Below are 19,571 nucleotides of genomic sequence, written 5' to 3'. Positions count from 1 at the left end.
CGCGGTCAGCGCCGACGGGCTCTTGACCCGCGTTACTGCAGCGGATCGATCGGCGTGCTCGACACCATCGGCGCGATGCCGTTGCCCGGCACCGCGATCTCTACCGGCAGGCCGTCTTCAGCGGCCACCACGTCCCGCACCACATCCCAGTTCATGCGCAGGTTGTTGGTGATGTCTTCACGTTTGAGCATCGCATTGATGACCGCTGTGTGCTTGTCGACCACCGACGGGTTGCCCTTGTCGTCCAGCGGCGTATGCGCCTCCAGATAGACCTTGCCGCCACTCATGCCGAACTTGTACGGGTCGTTGATGATCCGTACCGAGGTACCGACCGGCACCATGCCTGCCATTTGCAGCACGTTGTTGTTGAACATGCGGAAGCAGCCGTGGCTGGTGCGCATGCCGATACCGAACTTCTTGTTCGAACCGTGGATCAGGTAGCCCGGAGTGCCCAGGGTGAACTTGAACGGGCCCAGCGGGTTGTCAGGGCCTGCCGGCACAACGTTGGGCAGCGGGTCACCGTCTGCCGCGTGCTCGGCCTTGATCGACGCCGGAGGCGTCCAGGTCGGGTTAGGCGTCTTGGCGGTGATGCTGGTGTGGGCAATCGGCGAGCCCCAGCCTTCACGACCGATACCCAGCGGGAACGTGTACACCACGTTCTTGCCTTTCGGGTAGTAGTAGAGACGGTACTCGGCCAGGTTGATCACGATGCCTTCACGCGGGCCTGGTGGCAGGATGAAGCGGGTCGGCAGAATGATTTCCGTGCCGGCGCCCGGCAACCATGCATCGACACCCGGGTTGGCCGCGACCATTTCGGTGTAGCCCAGGTCATAGGCAGTACCAAGGTCGGCGAACGTGTCTTCGTACTTGGCCTTGATCACCTGCACCTGGCCGATGATGTCCTCACCGGGCGGTGGCAGGGGCAACTCCAATGCTGCAACGGGACCGGCCACAAAAAGGGCGGCAAGAGTCAGGCAGCGGGTGACGGCAGGAAAGCGCGGCAACATCCGGAAAATCCTTCGCATGATCAACAGAGGGTATAAGCACGCGATTGTACACTGCCGCCCGTTATTTCGGGGAGATGGCCCGATTGCAGGCAGTGCAAGGCGATTTTGCGATTATCCTCGCTCCCACATTGGGTCCCCGGTTTTACTCGGGACTTGTGGCCACTGAAGATCCCTGTGGGAGCGGGCTTGCTCGCGAAGGCTGCGTGACAGGCGACATGGATTTTTGAGGGTGTACATATCCGTTGCTGCGGTCACGGCCGCTTATGGTTCCGCTCTTACAGCGGGGCACTTTGGAAAAACGGAACGCCGCCCGGCCTGTAGGAGCGAGCTTGCTCGCGATGGAGGTCAACGATGATGCGGGGAGCCTGGCACCCCGCGGTGCTCTCAGGTTTTTCGCGAGCAAGCTCGCTCCTACAGAGCCCACTGCGCAGAACCTGCGCTCGGCCTCACGAGGGGGCGTACACCGCAAAAGCAAAGCGAGGCGGCCTACCGACCGGCCTGTTTGCTGGGTTCGTTCGTCTGTGATGTACCTGCGCCTGTCCGGCCGCCATCTCGAGCAAGCTCGCACAGGGGATTGGGTATACCTGTGAGAGGTTGGTCGGCTGGCAGGTCGCCTTCGCGAGCAAGTCGGATCGCCGCACCGCCGCTCCCACAGAAGAGCAAAAGCAGAACAGCCCACACCGCGCCGCTTCTCACCACTCATCAGGCCGAGCGTTAGCTCGCCTGCAGCTTGTGATCTTGATCCACCCGCCCCCTCGGCAGGCTGAGCGCAGGTGTTCATCCGGGGATGGGCGCGCAGCGCCGTTCGACGCAGTCGAACTCATTGCATGCAGGTCGAAGCGAAGCCGACCGGAGGGCAATGCCCCCGGATGAATACCGGAGCGAAGGAACCCCGAGCCTCAGCGAGGGGCCGTACGTAAGGGGCGAGACTTTTTGGTTCCTTTTGTGTCGTTTGACAAAAGGGACTCGCCGTCAGGGCGAAACCATAAGTGGCCGTTACCGCAGCAATGGATATGTACACGGTCAACAAAACACAGGTCGGCTATCAGGCCGCCTGGATTCCCGACGGATCAAAGCTCAAACCGCAATTCAGGCCAGATCGGCGACGTCCCCCGCTTCTGCGACTCAAGAATGGCCCGGCACAACGAACACAGCCGCTGATCCTGAAACACCCGGCGATCAACACTCGACCAGCGCGGTTGTGCCGGCAACAGGCTGCCGCAAAGGGTCCGGTCAGCCGAGCCGCCCAACTCCAGCTGACGGGTCACCAGATGCACCCGCACTTCCTGGCAGGCGAACAGATCCAGCTGTTCGTCAGGCTCGATCAGTTGATAGGCAAAGAGTGACCAGGCGGGACGCGGCATCGGGGGCTCCAAATCGGGGGCGCCACCTTAGCCGAAAGCCTGCGTCTAGAAAAGTGTCATAACAGCGGTTTTAGAGTAGGCCAGACATTTTCCAGCAACTTGTCCTGGGCCCCGGCGGCCGGGTGTATGCCGTCGGCCTGCATCAACTCCGGATGACCGCCCACGCCGTCGAGGAAAAACGGCACCAGCGGGATCTTTTTCTCATCGGCCAGGTTGCTATAGACCTCGGCGAACGCCTTGGTGTAACGCGCACCGTAATTGGGTGGCAATTGCATGCCGAGCAACAGCACCTTGGCACCGCTGGCCCGGGAGCTGTCGATCATCGAAGCAAGATTTTGTTGCAATTGAGTTGGCAGCAACCCGCGCAGGCCATCATTACCCCCCAACTCGAGGATCACCAGTTCCGGTCTATGCTCTGCAAGCAGCGCGGGCAGGCGCGCCTGACCTCCGGCACTGGTGTCGCCACTGATGGACGCATTGATCACTTTGTCGTCGAAACCTTCGCGCCTGAGCCGTTGTTCAAGCAGAGACACCCACCCCAGCCGGGTATCCAGCCCGAAACCGGCGCTGATACTATCGCCAACGATCAGGACTGTACCCGCCGCTGCGTTTTGGGCCATGCACATCAAGGCCAGGCCAGCACTCAAAAACCAGACACGCATCGGACTCTCCATGGGCGCAAGCATTCTCATCGCGAAGGACCTTAGCAAAGTGGTTCCCAGCGCGGAAGGTGAACTGACCATCCTGCACGAACTCAGCCTGGAACTGAACAAGGGCGACAGCCTGGCCATCGTCGGCGCTTCCGGTTCCGGCAAATCCACCCTGCTGGGCCTGCTCGCCGGTCTCGACCTGCCGAGCAGCGGCGAAGTCACCCTCGCCGGGCAAGGCCTGAGCACCCTCGATGAGGACCAGCGTGCGCGCATCCGCGCCGAGCATGTGGGTTTTGTCTTTCAATCGTTTCAGCTGCTCGACAGCCTCAATGCCCTGGAAAACGTCATGCTGCCGCTGGAGCTCGATGGCCGCAAGGACGCCCGCGAACGCGCCACCGAGTTACTCCAGCGTGTAGGACTCGGCCAGCGCCTGACGCATTCGCCGCGCCAGCTCTCCGGGGGCGAGCAACAACGCGTGGCAATTGCCCGCGCGTTTGCCGCCGAACCCGATGTGCTGTTCGCCGACGAACCGACCGGCAACCTCGACAGCCACACCGGCGAGCGCATCAGCGACTTGCTGTTCGAACTCAACAAGGAACGCGGCACGACCCTGGTGCTGGTGACCCACGATGAACGCCTGGCCCATCGGTGCCGGCGCCTGATCCGTCTTGAAGCCGGCCTGCTGGTCGCCCCTGTGGAGCCTTGATGGCACGCCTGCCGCTGTTGCGCCTGTTCAGTCTCGCCATCCGCCAATTGCTGCGCGACGCCCGCGCCGGTGAATTACGCGTATTGTTTTTTGCCTTGCTGGTGGCCGTGGCCGCGAGCACTGCCATTGGCTATTTCGGCGCCCGCCTGAATGGCGCCATGATGCTGCGCGCCACTGAGTTTCTCGGCGCCGACCTGCTCCTCGAAGGCAGTTCGCCCGCACGCCCCGAACAGATAAGAAGCGGCACAGAGTTGGGACTGCAACATGCGCAGGTGGTGGAGTTTTCCAGCGTTATCGCCACCGACAACGGCATCCAGTTGTCCAGCATCAAGGCGGCCGATGACACCTACCCGCTTCGCGGCGAACTGAAAAGCGCACCCGCCCCATTCGCTACGCAAAGCGCCGGTGGCGGACCGCAACCCGGTGAAGCCTGGGTCGAGGCACGCCTGCTGACCGCCCTGGACCTGAAGATCGGCGACAGCATCGATGTCGGCATGAAAACCTTGAAACTGGCGCGGGTGCTGACCTACGAACCCGACCGCGCCGGCAATTTCTACAGCCTGACGCCGCGGGTGCTGATCAATCTCGACGACCTTGCGGCAACCGGCGTGGTGCAACCCGGCAGCCGGGTCAGCTATCGCGAATTATGGCGAGGCAATGCCCAGGCACTCGAGATGTACCGGCAACTGATCAAACCGGGACTCGCCGCCAACCAGCGCTTGCAGGACGCCCGGGATGGCAACCGGCAGATCGGCGGAGCCTTGGGCAAGGCCGAACGCTACCTGAACATGGCCAGCCTGGTGGCGGTGTTGCTGTCCGGCGTGGCGGTGGCGTTGTCGGCGACCCGCTTCGCCACCCGCCGCTTCGATGCCAGTGCCTTGCTGCGCTGCCTCGGACTGTCGCGCCGGGAAACCCTGGTGTTGTTCAGCCTGCAACTGACTGTGCTCGGGCTGCTGGCCAGCATCAGCGGCGCCCTCCTCGGCTGGCTCGCACAGCTGGGGTTGTTTGCCCTGCTGCACGACTTGCTGCCGACCGACGTACCTGCGGGCGGACTGTTTCCGGCCGTCGCCGGGATCGGCACCGGACTGGTGGCCCTGGCCGGTTTCGCCTTGCCGCCGCTGGCGGCTCTGGGCCGGGTTCCGCCATTACGCGTGCTGCGCCGGGACATGCTGCCGATCCCTTCCAGCACCTGGATGGTCTACGGCGCAGCGCTGGGCGCCCTCGGCCTGATCATGTGGCGCCTGAGCCTGGACCTGGTGCTGACCTTTGCCCTGCTCGGCGGTGGCGTGATTGCAGCGCTGGTGCTGGGCGGTTTGTTGTTGCTGCTGTTGAAGAGCCTGCGGCGCTTGCTTGCGCGTGCGTCCTTGCCCTGGCGCCTGGGACTCGGGCAATTGCTGCGTCATCCGCTCGCTGCCGCAGGCCAGTCCCTGGCGTTCGGCCTGATCCTGCTGTCGATGGCGCTGATTGCGCTGCTGCGCGGCGAATTGCTGGATACCTGGCAGAACCAGTTGCCGAAAAACGCCCCCAATTACTTCGCACTGAACATTCTGCCCGCGGATAAACAGGCCTTCACCGATCACCTGATCGCCGTGTCGGCAAAATCGGCACCCTTGTACCCGGTGGTGCCGGGGCGCTTGATCAGCATCAACGGCGAACCGGTGCAACAGATCGTCACCAAAGAATCGGCCGGGGACCGGGCAATCCAGCGCGACCTGAGCCTGACCTGGGCGGCGGACCTGCCGGAGGGCAACAAGCTCACGGCGGGCAATTGGTGGAACGAACAAACGCCAGACGATGTTCCCGGCGTGTCGGTGGAAGGCAAGGTCGCTGAAAGCCTGAAAATCAAGCTCGGCGATCATCTGGTTTTCAGCGTGGGCGGGGTCAATCGCGAGGCGAAAGTCACTAGCCTGCGGGAGATCAACTGGGATAACTTCCAGCCGAACTTTTTCATGATCTTCCAGCCCGGCACCCTCAAGGATCTGCCAGCGACTTACCTGACCAGCTTCTATCTGGCAGCGGGACATGACCAGCAGATTGTCGACCTGTCCCGCGCCTTCCCGGCGGTGACGATCCTGCAGGTCGAAGCCTTGCTGGAACAATTGCGCAGTATCCTCGCCCAGGTCACCCTGGCGGTGGAGTACGTATTGTTGTTTGTGTTGGCGGCTGGGATGACTGTGCTGTTTTCCGGCCTGCAGGCGACGCTGGACGAACGCATTCGCCAGGGCGCGCTGCTGCGTGCGCTGGGGGCCGAACGGCAATTGCTGGTCAAGGCGCGGCGCATCGAGTTCGGTTTGCTGGGGGCGGTCAGCGGCTTGCTGGCGGCATTGGGGTCGGAACTGGTGAGCCTGGTGCTCTACCGCTATGCCTTTGACCTGCCGTGGCATCCGCATCCCTGGCTGTTGCTGCTGCCACTGCTGGGCGCGGTGCTGATCGGCGGTGCCGGTGTGTTCGGCACCCGTCGGGCATTGAACGCCAGCCCACTGACAGTCCTGCGCGAGGGTTGATAGACTCCAGCCGTCTCCACCACAAGAAGTTGCCATGAGCCGTTACCGCCCTCCCCGCACCGCCGGCACCGCGTTGATCACCCCCGAGGGTGAAGCGCGGATGCGCGCCGAATTCCATGAGTTGTGGCATGTGCGTCGCCCCCAGGTGACCCAGGCTGTCAGCGAAGCCGCGGCACAGGGTGATCGCTCGGAGAACGCCGAGTACACCTACGGCAAAAAGATGCTGCGAGAGATCGACAGCCGCGTGCGTTTTCTCACCAAACGCCTGGAAGCGCTCAAGGTTGTCAGCGAAAGACCCAGCGATCCGAACAAGGTCTATTTCGGCGCCTGGGTCACGATCGAGGACGAGGATGGCAAGGAGTCGCGCTACCGCATTGTCGGGCCGGATGAACTGGACCTCAAACAAGGCCTGATCAGCATTGACTCGCCATTGGCCCGAGCCCTGATCGGCAAGGCACTGGACGCCGAAGTCCGGGTCCAGACACCGACCGGTGAGCAGTGTGTTTATATCGTGGCGATCGACTACCCGTAAAACTCAAGGGCGGGTGATCAGCCCTTGCCGGGCAACGCGAGTCAGTTGCCTGATCACTTCGGGAGCGTCTTCGAGGCTGGGGGATTGAATCACTGCCAGATCAAAACTGTCGTCGGCGAAACGGGCGAGAGACTCACCGTCTTCGACAAACTGGATCAGAAAGGCAGCGGGACCGCCGGTACGACGTGGCCAGCCATCGAGATAACGCAAGAGCGTCGGCTGATGTTTGCCGCCAAGCAGGATTTTTGGATTGCGCTGGGTGAGATGTGCCGTGATCGGCGCGGGACGTACTACCGGGTTTAGTGCATTCATTGTGTCGTGTCTCTGCCTCAAAAGTCTGCATGGCAGGTGAGAGGCAACACCGAACCAGCGCTTTAGCGGTATTTCGAAGCCTGTTCCGGCTTCTATCGGCAACTGAATGAGTCACCTGGCGCCCCGCAAGTAGCTGTTTAAATCGGCGCATGAGCAACATCCTAGAGAAGCTGACTGGACAGTGTCAAGAATGACGCTCAACAAAAAAGACCCGCACGAGGCGGGCCTTTTTCCTTGAACCAGAGCGGTCAGCCGGCGATGACACGGTCCGCCGAGAGTTTGCCCGCACCTTCGATCAACACCGCGATACTGCCACCGAGCAAGGCCAGGGCGAATTCATAACCGTTGTTGGCCATGAAAAGTCCATTGCTGATGTGCACCGAGAAAATCGCGACCAGCGACAGGAAGACCAGGCCCAATGCAGCCGGGCGAACCAGTAAGCCGATGATCAGCGCCAGGCCGGCAAAGAATTCGGTGCCGCCCGCCAGTGCCGCCATCAGGTAACCCGGTGTCAGTCCGAGGCTTTCCATGTACTGTGCGGTTCCGGCCAGACCATATCCACCGAATGCCCCGAAGAGTTTTTGCGCGCCGTGAGCGGCGAAAACAATGCCGACCACGATGCGCAGAACGGTCAGGCCGTAGCCAGCGCGGGTAAACAGTACCTTGTTGATCAGAGTGCTCATGCTGTTTAAATCCTTGTCAGTGTGTGTGGGTTGGGCGCCATATTAATCAATAAATCACATGTTAAAAGCGGAAAAAACCCACTATTACAATCAGATTAGTTGATCATTTGCGAGAGACAACCTTTTGTCCCTGGGGCTCCAACGACTCCCGCTCCCGGTCGAACGCCAAGTAATACTTGTTCACGCTATTAACATAGCTGACAGGCCCCATACCCACCTGCTCCATGGCCACGCGTTCGACCTGGAAGAACCACTGGTTGGGATTCAAGCCTCGCCGCCGGGCTTCGGTGCGCATGCCCTGAACCCGCTCCGGCCCGATGTTGTAGGCCGCCAGCACAAATGCCATGCGTTCTCGCTCGTTGAGTTTCGGGCTGGCAAAGAACTTGCGCCGGATCATCGCCAGGTACTTGGCCCCGGCCTGCACATTGCCGTCTACGTCCTGAATATTGCTGACCCCCACCCGCTGCGCCGCAGAAGGCGTGATCTGCATCAGGCCGGTCGGGCTGCCGCCACTGCGGGCGGTGGGCTGCAACGCTGACTCCTTGAAGGCCAGCGCCGCCAGGTTCAGCCAGTCCATGCCCTGGGCATCGGCGTGTTTCTGCAGCACCGGCCGGAGTTTTTCCAGGCGCTGGCGGTCCGTCTTGGCCAGCGGATAGTGCACTTGATAGAGACGGCGATAGATGCGCAGGAATGCAGCGTCCTGATCCGATGGTTTTTTGTAGACGGTGAGGAAGCGATTAATGCTGGCCCGCAGCATCGACGCATCGCGGCGTACGAACCAGAACTCTTCGCCCGGCTCACGGATGACGACCTGCTTGTCAAAACGCAGCTTGGGCAGGATCTTGCCCCAGCGTTCGGCAATCGGTTGCTCGACGATGGTCAGGTGAAAGATTCCACCCTGGACCATCTCCAGTACGTCCTCGACGGCAAGGCTCGGATCGACCCACTCGACGTTGACCGGCGGCAGTTTGTGCAAGGCGAGCTTTTGATTGATCTGGCTGACGGCATCCCCGGCGGCGCTGCCGGCGGGTAACGCCAGGGTCTTGCCGGAGAGCTGTTCAAGCCGGGTGTAGCGACGTTCGCCCTTGATGCCCACCAGGACCAGCGGGATGTTGCTGGCAATCGGCTCACTGGTGCTGACGGCAAAGCCCGGTTGCAGATCGAGCAACTCGCCTGGCGCCACCAGATCGCCCTCCCCGCGCTGCAAGGCGCCGAGCAGTTGATCCTTGGCCTTGGGAATGATCTTGAGGGTGATTTCCTGACCGTCACGGGCGTGGCCGTTGAGGTATTGCTCGAACGCTCTCAGACGATGGTATTCAACCCCGATCGCCTGCCCCTGGACTTCGCCGGAACTGTTGCGGCTCTGGTTGACCAGCACCCGCAGCACACGACTGCTGCGGATCTGCGCCAGGTCGCGCACCTCGCTGGCCGGTACGGCTTGCAGCGGCCCGGGCAGACGCGCGACCGCCGTCATCGGCAGTAGCAGCGAACAACACAGCAGTAGCAAAACCGAGGGACGAATCATCCACTCTCCGGAAAGAATATGAGGCCGCGTCAATGAAACGCGACGACAAAAACAGGGTGCCCAGGGCGCTGACAACGGGCGAAAGACCGGCACAATGATGGCAAAACTACCAAGCCAGCCTGGTCCGCGGCTCAAGAGACAGCGTTAACCCGTTGTAGTTCTTGGCTTTTCTTATAAATCCACGGCTCTGATATGCTTTCCGGCCTTTGGGCCGAGGTAGCACCATGCAACTCATCGATATCGGCGTCAACCTGACCAACGCCAGTTTTGCCGACAAACACCAGGCCGTACTCGACCGCGCCTACGCGGCCGGCGTGTGCCAACTGGTGCTGACCGGCACCAGTGTCGAGGGCAGCGAACAGGCCCTTGAGCTGTGCCGGCAACTGGACGCAAGCAATCAGCGCCTGTTTGCCACCGCCGGTATTCACCCTCACTGCGCCAGCGACTGGAACGCCGACAGCGCCAGACGTTTGCGCAGCTTGCTTAACGAGCCGAATGTGGTGGCCGTGGGTGAATGCGGGCTGGATTTCAACCGTGATTTCTCGCCACGCCCGCAGCAGGAAAAGGTGCTCGAAGAACATCTGGCCTTGGCCGTCGAATTGCAGTTACCGGTTTTTCTGCACGAACGCGACGCCAGCCAGCGTCTGCTGGAGATCCTGCGCGACTTCCGCGACCAATTGCCGGCCGCGGTGGTGCACTGCTTCACCGGGGAGCAGAAGGCGCTGTTCAGCTACCTCGACCTCGACCTGCACATCGGCATTACCGGCTGGATCTGCGACGAGCGCCGGGGCACGCATTTGCATCCGCTGGTCAGGGAGATCAAGCGCGGACGCCTGATGCTCGAAAGCGATGCACCGTACCTGCTGCCGCGCAGCCTGCGCCCCAAGCCGAAAAACGGGCGAAACGAGCCGGCGTACCTGACCGAAGTATTGCGCGAAGTGGCACTGCATCGCGGGGAAAGCCAGGAGGATCTGGCGGCGCACACCACAGCCTGCGCACGCGCGTTTTATGGCCTGCCATTGATCTCCTGTTCACCATAAATCCCTGTGGGAGCGAGCTTGCTCGCGATGGCGGTAACACATTCGGTACGGATGTGACTGACAAACCGCAATCGCGAGCAAGCTCGCTCCCACAGGTTTGAAATTGATCTGCATCAAGAACCAGCCACCTGAGTAGCGGCACAATAATGGCACCTTGCCAAAACTGTTTCCGCTATCAGAGAAGACCTCCATGGGTGCCTGGCTTAGCAATATCTCGCTGAAATACAAATTCTGGGCGGTCAACGCCGTCGCGTTCGTCACCACCCTGTTGTTGGTGCTGTACGCGGTGCAGCTTGAGCAGCAGGCCCGCAGTCACGCCTCCCAGGCTTCAGCCCAGGCCCAGGCGCGATTGCTCGAAGCCTGGCCCGCCGGGCAACCGCTACCCAAAATCGATAACCTGCTGACGTTCAATCGCGGACAAGCGCCTTCGCTGTTTGAACAACCCATTCCCGAGCTCATCAATGCAAACGGCTGGGTCGAGATCAACCCGATGCCGCTGTTCGGTGACAACCCGTTGATGGGCGCCGAAGTGTTCGCGCGCGCCGACGGGCAGCGGGTCGCCGTGATCGCCCACGGTCCAAGCCTGGGCCAGGTGTTCAGCGAGCGCTTCGCCCACTACGCGGTGGCGGTGTTCATCCTGATGCTGGCCATGCTCGGCGCATCGCAGTTGCTGATCCGCTTCCTGCTCAGCCAGCTCAACACCTTGAAGGACGTCATGTTGCACGTGGAGAAAACCGGCGACCTGTCGACCCGCGTGCCATTGGCTTGCAGCGACGAAGTCGGGCAGATGGCCAACGCCTTCAACGCCATGCAGGCCGGTTATCAACGGGTGGTCAACACCGTCGCCAGCACCGCCCGGCAACTGGATATCGGCGCCGCGCGGCTGGCGGCGAGCATGAATGAAGTGCGCCACGGCATGCTCGGTCAGCAAAGCGAAACCGATCAGGCCGCGACGGCGATCAATGAAATGACCGCCACGGTCTATCACATCGCCCAGCACGCGGGCGCCACCCGTGACCTTTCGCAATCGGCCGATACCCTGGCCGGTAGTGGCCAGGAAGTGGTGACGCGGGTGCAGCGCTCGATTGCCGGGCTATCCACCGGCGTGCAGCAGACCGCCGAGATGATTCAACGCCTGGCCGAGGACAGCCAGAAGATCAACGGCGTGGTCAATGTGATTCACAGCATCGCCGAACAGACCAACCTGCTGGCGCTCAACGCCGCCATCGAAGCGGCCCGGGCCGGCGAGATGGGGCGCGGCTTTGCGGTAGTCGCCGATGAAGTACGTAACCTGGCCAAACGCGTGCAAGCCTCCACGGACGAAATCACGATCATGGTCTCGGCGTTGCAGGCCGGGACGCGGGACGCCGTGGATTTCATGCAAGAGAGCTCGTTCAAGGCCGATGACTGCGTACGACAGGCCCAAGAGGCCGGCGCAGCCCTGGCCGAAATCACCGGCGCAGTGGCACAGATGCGTGAAAGCAACACGCAGATCGCCGTGGCGGCCGAGCAGCAGAGCCAGGTGGCGGAAGAGATGAACCGGGCGGTGGTGAGTATCCGTGACGTGACCGAGAACACGGTGCAGCAGACGGTGTCTTCGGCGACGACCAGCAATGAACTGGCGGCGCTGGCCGGGGAGTTGAGCAAGGCGATAGGTCAGCTCAAACTTTGAGGGCCTCTTCGCGAGCAAGCCCGCTCCCACAGGTGACCGCGTTCTTTCATAGGAATACGCTCAAAATGTGGGAGCGGGCTTGCTCGCGAAGGCGTCAGAACTGGCACCATCAATTCCAGTCATGGCACCTATCAAGCCAATAGCCAGCCTTGATTCGCCGCCGGCGTTGGCCGGGCCTATTCTTCATTACATGTGTTCAACATGGATCGAGGATCAGCAACATGGGCAAACGTCACCCCAACCTTCCCGCCTGGCAATGGCGAGCGTACCCGAACAATCATCAGCACCCGACCAATCTGGTGTTGCACCTGATCGCGGTGCCGCTGTTCATCGTCGCGTTTCTGCTGATCGTCTCCGGGGTCTTCAGCCTGAGCCTGGCCAACATCGCCATTGGCGTGATCGGCGTGATTGCGGCGCTGGCCCTGCAACGCCACGGCCACAGCATGGAGACGCAAGCCGCCGAGCCGTTCAGTGACCGCAAGGATGCAGTATCGCGCCTGTTGGTCGAGCAGTTTCTGACCTTTCCGCGGTTCTTCCTCAGTGGTGGCTGGTGGCGCGCCTGGCGTGAGCGCCACCGTCGTCACTGATCAGGCGAACACCGTCACCGTCTGCCGGCTCATGGCGATCAACCGGCCATCGGCGCTCCACATTTTCGCGGCGGCATGCCCGTAGCCGTCCGCGGCGTGCTCGGTCTCGACGAGGTATTTGCACCAGTCCAGGGTGGTCAATTCCAGCAGCGGTTGCACGAACTCGATGGTCCAGGTCAGCGTGCTGCCCATCGCCGGCTTCTTCAAAAACGGCATCAGGGCCGGCGGCCAGGCGTCCACCAGTGCGAGGATATGCGCCTCGCCGATGACCTCCTCCTTGTCATCGCCGCGCAAGCGCACCCAACCACCCATTTGCCGCGATGTGCTACCGCTGAACGGCAACCCGCCTACACTCCAGCGCATCGCCAGGTGCCGCATGAACTCCGGGATGACGCCTTCGATAAAAGGCAATTCCTGGCACTCGTCCCAGTGCTTCATTTCAGGTGCCGGTTCAGCGGCCACGGCCACTACCGAAGGGCGCGAAGCGCCAAAGCTCCCCTGGATCAACGTCACCACCTGGCCCTTCTGCATCACCCGACCCAATACCTGGCTGACCGCCTTGCCTTCGCGCAATACGTCGACTTCAAAGCTGACTGGAACCTCGGGCTCAACCGGGCCGACAAAGGTGATCGCCAATGAACGTACCGGGCGATCCGCTGGCACCCGGGCACGCATGGCTTCGTACTGCAAAGCCGCCACCACGCCACCGAAACTGGCGCGCCCCTGACCCCAGGAAGCCGGAATGGAGAGCTCCAGCGGCTGGCTACGGACAGCGTCAAGCAGTTCGGAAAAACGCATGAAAACCTCGGGGATCGGAAAAAGATGAGGGGATCTTAACCATCTGGCGAGAGGGATACATCGCCTATTCCGGACAAATTGACTGACAGATAAGTCGCGCTGGTTTCATGTCGAACACAAAACACCTGTGGGAGCGGGCTTGCTCGCGAAGACGGTTTGTCAGTCACCAACAATGTCCGGGCTGATGGCCTCTTCGCGAGCAAGCCCGCTCCCACATTTGTTCGGTGGTGTTCTCAGGATTTGAAGCAATCGCGACTGAGCTTTTCCAGCACCTGGTCCGCACGGCTTTCTGCCTCGGCCATGGTGGCTGTCCAGACCGCGACACAGGGCTGCAAATCCGCTTCCTGTTCAGCCATGGCCAGCCATTGCACGCAATCGTGCCAGTCACCCAGCGCGCCCTGGGCCGATTTCAATCGGGGCATGGCCGCTTTCGGTAAACGGTCCAGCTCGGGGTAAGCGTCGATACCATAGCGCACGCGCTTGATCAGCAGGCGTAGCCGATGACGGTCGTGGGCCGGGTCGTGCAGTGCTTCGTCGAGTTTTTTCCACTGTTTGCCCAGACGCTTTTCGATACGCTTGCGCAGGCCCTTGAGCAATCCCTGGCGCTGGGCTGCGCGCAGAAAACGCGGAAACGCATCGAGCACGATCAGCAATTGCGCGAGCTCGGGACTGGCCGCAACGGCCGGATAGGCTTCGGCCATTTGCGCCATGCGCCACTGTGCAGCGTGAGGTTGACCGTGCTCAAGCAGGTACGCCGCCAGCACTTCGCGATCACGCAACGGCGTGGTCAGATCGCCCACCCGCGAGGCGGCCGCTTCCAGTTGTTCGACACCGGGCAACCCGAGCAAAGGCCGCAAAAGGCTGCGTAACCGACGCATGGTTGTGCGCAGATCGTGTAAAGCTTCAGGATCAGTCCGCTCTTTCAAGCGGGCCTGACAGGCCAGCAGACGAACTTCCAGGCCCAGGACATGAGCCACCAGCCGATCGATCATGGGGGTTTACTCCGTAAACAGCGCCAGGCTGCAAGCTACGAGCTGCAAGCCCGATGAGTCATGCAACTCGTAGCTTAGAGCCTGCAGCTGCTTTTTGCCTTCAACGCCCCGCGCGCGATTCACGAATATAGAAACGAGCCTTCTCGGCTTTCCTGGTGCAGCCTTCGAACCCTTCGAATTGCTGCTGGGTCTTGGCCGCGGTCAACAGCGACAGGGCCTTGGAGTAGCTGACAGTCCCGGCGAAACCTTCGACTTTGGCCAGGTCCAGTTCATGCCATGCCGCATCCAGGTTACTACCGCAACTGTCGCGGTAGGCGGTCTTTCCGGCACAACCGGCGAGTGCCAGGGCAATCAATGGCACACAGATCCAGGCTTTCATCACTTACTCCTCAAAAATAGGTCAACAGTCATGCAGGTAAGACGGTGTAGCACCTGAAAAGTGCCGTTGGTCCGCAGTGCGAACTATAGCGCTGACGAGAACAACCCTGTGCCGCCATGGAGTGTCGAAAATACGACGCTCTTGCCCCCTCGAACGACCATGACCGTTGAAGCATGACCCTCGATGGGTGCATTGTTGAAGCATTCAAACGAGGGCGATTCATGAAAAAGCGTGTCGCACTGGTATTGGGCTCGGGTGGAGCCCGGGGTTACGCACATATTGGGGTCATTGAAGAGATCGAACGGCGCGGCTATGACATTGCCTGTATCGCCGGTTGCTCCATGGGCGCAGTGGTGGGCGGGATCTATGCCGCCGGCAAACTCAACGATTACCGCGACTGGATCGAGAGCCTGGACTATCTCGACGTGTTGCGCCTGGTGGACGTCAGTTTTCGTCTGGGGGCGATTCGTGGCGAGAAGGTGTTCGGGCAGATTCGCAAGATCGTCGGCGAGATCAACATCGAAGACTTGCGCATCCCCTATACCGCCGTTGCCGCCGACCTGACCAACCAGCAGGAAATCTGGTTCCAGGAAGGTTGCCTGCACCAGGCGATGCGCGCCTCGGCAGCGATTCCCAGCCTGTTCACCCCGGTGATGCAGGGCAACCGCATGCTGGTCGATGGCGGCATTCTCAACCCGCTGCCGATCGTGCCCGTGGTGTCGAGCCATTGCGACCTGATCATCGCGGTCAACCTCAACTCCACCAACCAGCGCCACTATCAATTGCCGGTGATCCAGCGCCCTGCCGCGTTCAAGACCCGCTTCGACAACCTGATCAGCTCTGTCGGCTCGAAGTTGCCGTTCCGGCGTAAACAGGCGGAACAATTGTTGATCCTGGAGCAGGAAGCGTTGAAAGCCGAAGGTGCGGATTTCAATCCGTGGATCGAGTCCGCCGAACCCGAAGCCCAGCAACCCGCTGCAGCTCCGGAAGCCAGTGGCGCGCCCCGCTCCGCCGCCGGCTCGTTCATCATCGACAACGTCGGACCGGCGTCCTTGCTCGACTTGATCAACCAGAGCTTCGAGGTGATGCAGACGTCGTTGGCGCAGTACAAGATTGCCGGGTATCCGCCGGACATCCTGATCAACGTGCCCAAGCGCGTGTGCCGGTTTTTCGAGTTCTACAAGGCGCCGGAGCTGATCGCACTGGGACGGGAGATTGCGCGCGATACGCTGGATCGGTATGAGAATGAGCAGAATTGAAAGCCTGAAAGTTCTCGATTGAATGTAATGCCCTCTTCGCGAGCAAGCCCGCTCCCACAGTGAATCTTTGGTGTACACAAAATCCCATGTGGGAGCGGGCTTGCTCGCGAAAGCGCCAGATCAGTCACCACAAAATTTCAAAACTACTCACTCAACAACCGATACCCCACCCCCGCCTCGGTCACGATAAACCTGGGTTGGGTCGGGTCATCCGCCAGTTTCTGGCGCAAGTGCCCGACCACGATGCGCAAGTAGTGAGTGTCTTCGGTGTGTGTCGGCCCCCAGATGTCCTTGAGCAATTGCTGCTGGGTGATCACCCGCCCCGGATGCCGCGCCAGTTGCGCCAGCACGGCGTATTCCTTGCGAGTCAACGCGACTTCGATACCGTCGAGCAATACCCGGCGATACGCCAGGTCGACCGTCAAAGGACCGAAGCTCAGCGCCGCTGGCTGGGTTTCGCCGACGGGCGCCTGGCGCAGCAACGCACGAATCCGCGCCAGGAATTCCTGGATGCCGAACGGCTTGGTCACGTAGTCATTGGCGCCGCCATCCAGGGCCTCGACTTTCTGCCCTTCACCGGCGCGCACGGAGAGCACCAGCACCGGCACCGTCGACCACTCGCGAAAATCGCGCAATACCTGTTGGCCGTCCATATCCGGCAAGCCGAGGTCGAGCACCAGCAAGTCCGGTTTGTTCAATGCAGCCTGGGCCAAGCCTTCACTGCCCGTGCCGGCCTCCAGCACTTTGTAGCCCTGGGAAACGAGGCTGATGCGCAGGAACTTACGGATCTGCGGTTCGTCGTCGATGACCAGGATGGTCGCAGTCTGGCTCATGAATTCACATCAACAAAAAGAAGTGGCAAGAGAGTAGCGCAAGCACGATCAGGCTTCACTCTCGTATCCCGGCTGAGCCTGGAGCGGCAGGTGCAACGTGATGCCGGTGCCGCGCCCCTCGATGCCGTCGGCGACGCTGATACGCCCGCCATGGGCACCGACCATGCCCTGACAGATCGCCAGCCCCAGCCCGGTACCCTGCCCACCACGATCCCCTCGCGCCGCGGTGTAGAACATGTCGAAAATCTTCGCCCGATCTTCCTCCGGAATCCCCGGGCCCTCATCGCTGACCGAAAAGAACAGCTCACCGTCGTCGGCCCCGGCGCACAATTGCAAACGCCCGTGGGGCGGCGAGAACCGCGCGGCGTTTTCCAGCACGTTGACCAATGCCTGTTCGATCAGCGCGGCGTGCACATACAGCAGCGGTAACTCGGCCGGCACGTCGGTACTGACTTGCAGCGGCGCAAGGACTGCACGCAGGCGATTGAGCGCACTGCCGACGATATCGGCCGGTGACACCCAGTCCCTCGCGAGCTTCAGGGCTCCGTGGCCGAGACGGGTCATGTCGAGCAGATTCTGGATATATCGATCAAGGCGCTCGGCTTCATCGCGGGTGCCTTCGAGCAGTTCACGCCGGTCCTCCAGCGGGATCGCTTCACCCAGGGCCAGCAGGCTATCGATACTGCCGCGCATGGACGTCAAGGGTGTGCGCAAATCGTGGGACACCGAAGCCAGCAAGGCACTGCGCAACTGCTCGGTTTCACCGTGCAGCCGCGCCGCTTCCAGATCATCGGCCAGTTGCGCCCGGGCCAGCGCCTGAGCCAGCGGCTGGCTCAGCGCGGTCAACAAGCGACGGCGCTGGCCGGTCAGGGTCTGGCCTTCCTTGGCGCACACGCCAAGCAGCGCGAGCGGGCCGTCCTCGACCGATAACGGCCACCACCACCAGCGGCCGAACGGCAAGGTACCGGTGCCCGCACCTGCCGGTTGATCGTGCTGCCAGGCCCAATCGGCGGCGGCGCGCTCAGCTTCGGTAAACGCCAGCGGGCCACCGGTTTCGACTTTCCAGCCGCTCTGCCCGTCGCGATTGAGCAGACACAGCTGCACGTCGCTCCAACCGTTGAGGTGCTGGGCGGCCGCACTGACCACGGCTTGGCGGTCGGTGGCGGCTGTCAGTTTGCGTGACAGGTCGAGCAATTCAGTGGTCTCTTCCTGGGTATCTCGCAGTGCCTGCAATTGCCTGCGCTGGCGCGCCGCGAGGTTGCCGGTGAGGGCTGCCATCAGCAGGAAAAACAGCAAGGTCAGCACGTCTTCTTCGCGCTGGATGCTGAAAGAGAAATTCGGTGGAATGAACAGGAAGTCATAGGTCAGGAACGACAGCGCCGCACAGGCCAGTGCCGGCCCGAGACTGCTGCGCACCGCCACCAGCAACACGGCGGCGAGGAACACCAGTGAAATGTTGGGCAGTGGCAGAACGCTCGCCACGGCCCAGGCCAGGGCGCTGGCCAGAACCGTCGCGACCACGGCCAGCGCGTAGTCGAACCAGACCAGTGACCCCATCGACCGCTGATGGGGTTGATGCTGTTGGTGATCGCCGTCGAGAACGTTGATTTCCAGTCCGCGCGCATTGCGCAGCAGCCGCGCCGCCAGCCCGCCACCGAACAGGCGTCGGCGCAATCTCGGCCGGGACTGGCCGACCAGCACCAGGCTGGCACGACGCTCGGCGGCATGCTGGATCAGGGTTTTCGCCACTTCACCGGCGCGCAGCAACACCACTTCGCCGCCCAGGCGTTCGGCCAGTTGCTGGGCGCTCTGCAGGCGCAGGCGGGACTGTTCGTCACGCACGCGGCCGTTGTCCACGTGCACCAGGCTCCAGGGCAGGTGCCGCCGCTGGGCCACGCGACTGGCATGCCGTACCAGACGCTCGGCCTGGGCATCGCCGTCCACCCCTACCAGCAAACGCCCGCGCACCGCTGGCGCCGCTTGTCCGAGTTGGCGATAGCCCAGGGCCAGATCGTTATCGACCTGAGCCGCCGCGGTTTGCATCGCCAGTTCGCGCAGGGCTGTCAGATTGGTCTGGGAAAAGAACGCGTCGATGGCCGCCCGCGCCTGCTCCGGCACATAGACCTTGCCATCGCGCAGGCGCTCGAGCAGTTCCCGTGGTGGCAAGTCGATCAGCAGCAGTTCGTAGGCTTCTTGCAGCACCCAGTCCGGCAAGGTCTCACGGACCTGCACGCCGGTGATACCACGCACCTGATCGTTGAGGCTTTCCAGGTGCTGGACGTTGACTGTCGTGTAGACATCAATGCCGGCGGCGAGCAGCTCCTGAATGTCCTGCCAGCGTTTTTCGTGACGGCTGCCGGGTGCGTTGGTGTGCGCCAGTTCGTCGACCAGCACCAGCTTCGGTTTGGCGAGGAGCAGACCGTCCAGGTCCATTTCTTCGAGCAACACACCACGGTATTCCGAGCGCACCAACGGCTGCTGCGGCAAGCCGCTGAGCAGTACTTCGGTTTCCGCTCGGCCGTGGGTTTCGACGACGCCGGCAATGATCTTCACGCCTTGACGCAGTTGGGTGTGGGCCGCCTGGAGCATGGCGTAGGTCTTGCCGACTCCAGGCGCGGCGCCGAGAAATACCTTGAGCCGGCCACGGCCATCGCGGGGCAGGTCTGCTAACAGCGCGTCGGCGCGGCCGGAGTTGCTCATGCTTGGAGTTCTCGTCTTTCAGATGTTG

18 protein-coding genes are annotated in these 19,571 nt (G+C 61.9%); 7 read left to right on the top strand and 11 right to left on the bottom strand.

What is annotated here, in order from left to right:
• Window positions 1-32: 32 nt before the first annotated feature.
• The 3 genes from BSF40_RS19850 to BSF40_RS19830 form a co-directional block, all read right to left on the bottom strand.
• Window positions 33-1,007 (bottom strand): L,D-transpeptidase family protein, encoded by a 975-nt coding sequence (locus BSF40_RS19850; RefSeq protein ID WP_095966395.1) that lies wholly within the window; start codon window positions 1,005-1,007, stop codon window positions 33-35.
• Between the two features lie 1,070 nt (window positions 1,008-2,077).
• A complete protein-coding gene (locus BSF40_RS19835) occupies window positions 2,078-2,371 on the bottom strand; it encodes a hypothetical protein (RefSeq protein WP_003226812.1) in 294 nt (97 codons plus the stop codon).
• A gap of 56 nt (window positions 2,372-2,427) precedes the next feature.
• Window positions 2,428-3,033, bottom strand: coding sequence for an arylesterase (locus BSF40_RS19830; protein ID WP_095966393.1), 606 nt, complete (start codon window positions 3,031-3,033; stop codon window positions 2,428-2,430).
• Between the two features lie 10 nt (window positions 3,034-3,043).
• Between BSF40_RS19830 and BSF40_RS19825 the strand changes: the two genes are divergently transcribed.
• The 3 genes from BSF40_RS19825 to greB are packed head-to-tail and all read left to right on the top strand — an operon-like array spanning window position 3,044 to window position 6,763.
• Entirely contained in the window at window positions 3,044-3,727 is a 684-nt protein-coding gene (locus BSF40_RS19825; RefSeq protein WP_095966392.1) for an ABC transporter ATP-binding protein, read from the top strand.
• The gene (locus BSF40_RS19820) at window positions 3,727-6,231 is read left to right on the top strand and encodes an ABC transporter permease (RefSeq protein WP_095966391.1); all 2,505 of its coding nucleotides are present in this window, start codon (window positions 3,727-3,729) and stop codon (window positions 6,229-6,231) included. Before BSF40_RS19825 ends, BSF40_RS19820 begins: the two co-directional genes overlap by 1 nt.
• A gap of 34 nt (window positions 6,232-6,265) precedes the next feature.
• Window positions 6,266-6,763, top strand: coding sequence for a transcription elongation factor GreB (greB, locus tag BSF40_RS19815; protein ID WP_095966390.1), 498 nt, complete (start codon window positions 6,266-6,268; stop codon window positions 6,761-6,763).
• 3 nt (window positions 6,764-6,766) lie between these two features.
• Here the strand turns inward: greB and BSF40_RS19810 are convergent, their stop codons facing one another.
• From BSF40_RS19810 to BSF40_RS19800, 3 genes are all read right to left on the bottom strand, one after another.
• Window positions 6,767-7,075, bottom strand: a complete 309-nt coding sequence (locus BSF40_RS19810) for a hypothetical protein (RefSeq protein ID WP_007973571.1) — start codon at window positions 7,073-7,075, stop codon at window positions 6,767-6,769.
• Window positions 7,076-7,323: 248 nt separating this feature from the next.
• Window positions 7,324-7,758, bottom strand: a complete 435-nt coding sequence (locus BSF40_RS19805; protein ID WP_095966389.1) for a DoxX family protein — start codon at window positions 7,756-7,758, stop codon at window positions 7,324-7,326.
• Window positions 7,759-7,861: 103 nt separating this feature from the next.
• A complete protein-coding gene (locus tag BSF40_RS19800; protein ID WP_095966388.1) occupies window positions 7,862-9,283 on the bottom strand; it encodes a transglycosylase SLT domain-containing protein in 1,422 nt (473 codons plus the stop codon).
• A gap of 224 nt (window positions 9,284-9,507) precedes the next feature.
• Between BSF40_RS19800 and BSF40_RS19795 the strand changes: the two genes are divergently transcribed.
• The 3 genes from BSF40_RS19795 to BSF40_RS19785 all read left to right on the top strand — a co-directional run bounded on the left by BSF40_RS19795 (window position 9,508) and on the right by BSF40_RS19785 (window position 12,582).
• Window positions 9,508-10,323, top strand: coding sequence for a TatD family hydrolase (locus BSF40_RS19795; protein ID WP_095966387.1), 816 nt, complete (start codon window positions 9,508-9,510; stop codon window positions 10,321-10,323).
• Window positions 10,324-10,513: 190 nt separating this feature from the next.
• Complete coding sequence (locus BSF40_RS19790; RefSeq protein WP_095966386.1) at window positions 10,514-11,995, top strand: methyl-accepting chemotaxis protein; 1,482 nt, start codon at window positions 10,514-10,516, stop codon at window positions 11,993-11,995.
• A gap of 221 nt (window positions 11,996-12,216) precedes the next feature.
• A complete protein-coding gene (locus BSF40_RS19785; RefSeq protein WP_095966385.1) occupies window positions 12,217-12,582 on the top strand; it encodes an Mpo1-like protein in 366 nt (121 codons plus the stop codon).
• On the opposite strand, the gene BSF40_RS19780 is transcribed toward BSF40_RS19785, so the two are convergent.
• The 3 genes from BSF40_RS19780 to BSF40_RS19770 form a co-directional block, all read right to left on the bottom strand.
• The gene (locus BSF40_RS19780; protein WP_095966384.1) at window positions 12,583-13,380 is read right to left on the bottom strand and encodes an acyl-CoA thioesterase II; all 798 of its coding nucleotides are present in this window, start codon (window positions 13,378-13,380) and stop codon (window positions 12,583-12,585) included.
• A 233-nt stretch (window positions 13,381-13,613) separates the two neighbouring features.
• A complete protein-coding gene (locus tag BSF40_RS19775; RefSeq protein ID WP_095966383.1) occupies window positions 13,614-14,372 on the bottom strand; it encodes a CHAD domain-containing protein in 759 nt (252 codons plus the stop codon).
• Between the two features lie 100 nt (window positions 14,373-14,472).
• Window positions 14,473-14,751 (bottom strand): hypothetical protein, encoded by a 279-nt coding sequence (locus BSF40_RS19770; RefSeq protein WP_095966382.1) that lies wholly within the window; start codon window positions 14,749-14,751, stop codon window positions 14,473-14,475.
• Window positions 14,752-14,972: 221 nt separating this feature from the next.
• Here BSF40_RS19770 and BSF40_RS19765 point away from each other — a divergent pair, with 221 nt between their 5' ends.
• Window positions 14,973-16,010, top strand: a complete 1,038-nt coding sequence (locus tag BSF40_RS19765) for a patatin-like phospholipase family protein (RefSeq protein ID WP_095966381.1) — start codon at window positions 14,973-14,975, stop codon at window positions 16,008-16,010.
• Window positions 16,011-16,153: 143 nt separating this feature from the next.
• Here BSF40_RS19765 and BSF40_RS19760 read toward each other — a convergent pair whose 3' ends face one another.
• Both BSF40_RS19760 and BSF40_RS19755 read right to left on the bottom strand, forming a co-directional pair.
• Window positions 16,154-16,843: a response regulator gene (locus BSF40_RS19760; RefSeq protein ID WP_095966380.1), complete on the bottom strand. Its 690-nt coding sequence runs from the start codon at window positions 16,841-16,843 to the stop codon at window positions 16,154-16,156.
• A 48-nt stretch (window positions 16,844-16,891) separates the two neighbouring features.
• Window positions 16,892-19,543, bottom strand: a complete 2,652-nt coding sequence (locus tag BSF40_RS19755) for a sensor histidine kinase KdpD (RefSeq protein ID WP_095966379.1) — start codon at window positions 19,541-19,543, stop codon at window positions 16,892-16,894.
• Between the last annotated feature and the right edge of the window lie 28 nt (window positions 19,544-19,571).

The organism is Pseudomonas sp. ACN5 (assembly GCF_002303975.1).
GTDB classification, from domain to species: domain Bacteria; phylum Pseudomonadota; class Gammaproteobacteria; order Pseudomonadales; family Pseudomonadaceae; genus Aquipseudomonas; species Aquipseudomonas laurylsulfatiphila.
The sequence above is the reverse complement of the archived record's forward strand: the minus strand, read 5'-3'. Positions and strand labels throughout refer to the sequence as shown.

Excerpts from the sequence above, each read along its gene's own strand:
- BSF40_RS19850 (WP_095966395.1), bottom strand. The coding sequence starts at position 1,007 with ATGTTGCCGCGCTTTCCTGCCGTCACCCGCTGCCTGACTCTTGCCGCC.
- BSF40_RS19835 (WP_003226812.1), bottom strand. The coding sequence starts at position 2,371 with ATGCCGCGTCCCGCCTGGTCACTCTTTGCCTATCAACTGATCGAGCCT.
- BSF40_RS19830 (WP_095966393.1), bottom strand. The coding sequence starts at position 3,033 with ATGCGTGTCTGGTTTTTGAGTGCTGGCCTGGCCTTGATGTGCATGGCC.
- BSF40_RS19825 (WP_095966392.1), top strand. The coding sequence starts at position 3,044 with ATGGGCGCAAGCATTCTCATCGCGAAGGACCTTAGCAAAGTGGTTCCC.
- BSF40_RS19820 (WP_095966391.1), top strand. The coding sequence starts at position 3,727 with ATGGCACGCCTGCCGCTGTTGCGCCTGTTCAGTCTCGCCATCCGCCAA.
- greB (WP_095966390.1), top strand. The coding sequence starts at position 6,266 with ATGAGCCGTTACCGCCCTCCCCGCACCGCCGGCACCGCGTTGATCACC.
- BSF40_RS19810 (WP_007973571.1), bottom strand. The coding sequence starts at position 7,075 with ATGAATGCACTAAACCCGGTAGTACGTCCCGCGCCGATCACGGCACAT.
- BSF40_RS19805 (WP_095966389.1), bottom strand. The coding sequence starts at position 7,758 with ATGAGCACTCTGATCAACAAGGTACTGTTTACCCGCGCTGGCTACGGC.
- BSF40_RS19800 (WP_095966388.1), bottom strand. The coding sequence starts at position 9,283 with ATGATTCGTCCCTCGGTTTTGCTACTGCTGTGTTGTTCGCTGCTACTG.
- BSF40_RS19795 (WP_095966387.1), top strand. The coding sequence starts at position 9,508 with ATGCAACTCATCGATATCGGCGTCAACCTGACCAACGCCAGTTTTGCC.
- BSF40_RS19790 (WP_095966386.1), top strand. The coding sequence starts at position 10,514 with ATGGGTGCCTGGCTTAGCAATATCTCGCTGAAATACAAATTCTGGGCG.
- BSF40_RS19785 (WP_095966385.1), top strand. The coding sequence starts at position 12,217 with ATGGGCAAACGTCACCCCAACCTTCCCGCCTGGCAATGGCGAGCGTAC.
- BSF40_RS19780 (WP_095966384.1), bottom strand. The coding sequence starts at position 13,380 with ATGCGTTTTTCCGAACTGCTTGACGCTGTCCGTAGCCAGCCGCTGGAG.
- BSF40_RS19775 (WP_095966383.1), bottom strand. The coding sequence starts at position 14,372 with ATGATCGATCGGCTGGTGGCTCATGTCCTGGGCCTGGAAGTTCGTCTG.
- BSF40_RS19770 (WP_095966382.1), bottom strand. The coding sequence starts at position 14,751 with ATGAAAGCCTGGATCTGTGTGCCATTGATTGCCCTGGCACTCGCCGGT.
- BSF40_RS19765 (WP_095966381.1), top strand. The coding sequence starts at position 14,973 with ATGAAAAAGCGTGTCGCACTGGTATTGGGCTCGGGTGGAGCCCGGGGT.
- BSF40_RS19760 (WP_095966380.1), bottom strand. The coding sequence starts at position 16,843 with ATGAGCCAGACTGCGACCATCCTGGTCATCGACGACGAACCGCAGATC.
- BSF40_RS19755 (WP_095966379.1), bottom strand. The coding sequence starts at position 19,543 with ATGAGCAACTCCGGCCGCGCCGACGCGCTGTTAGCAGACCTGCCCCGC.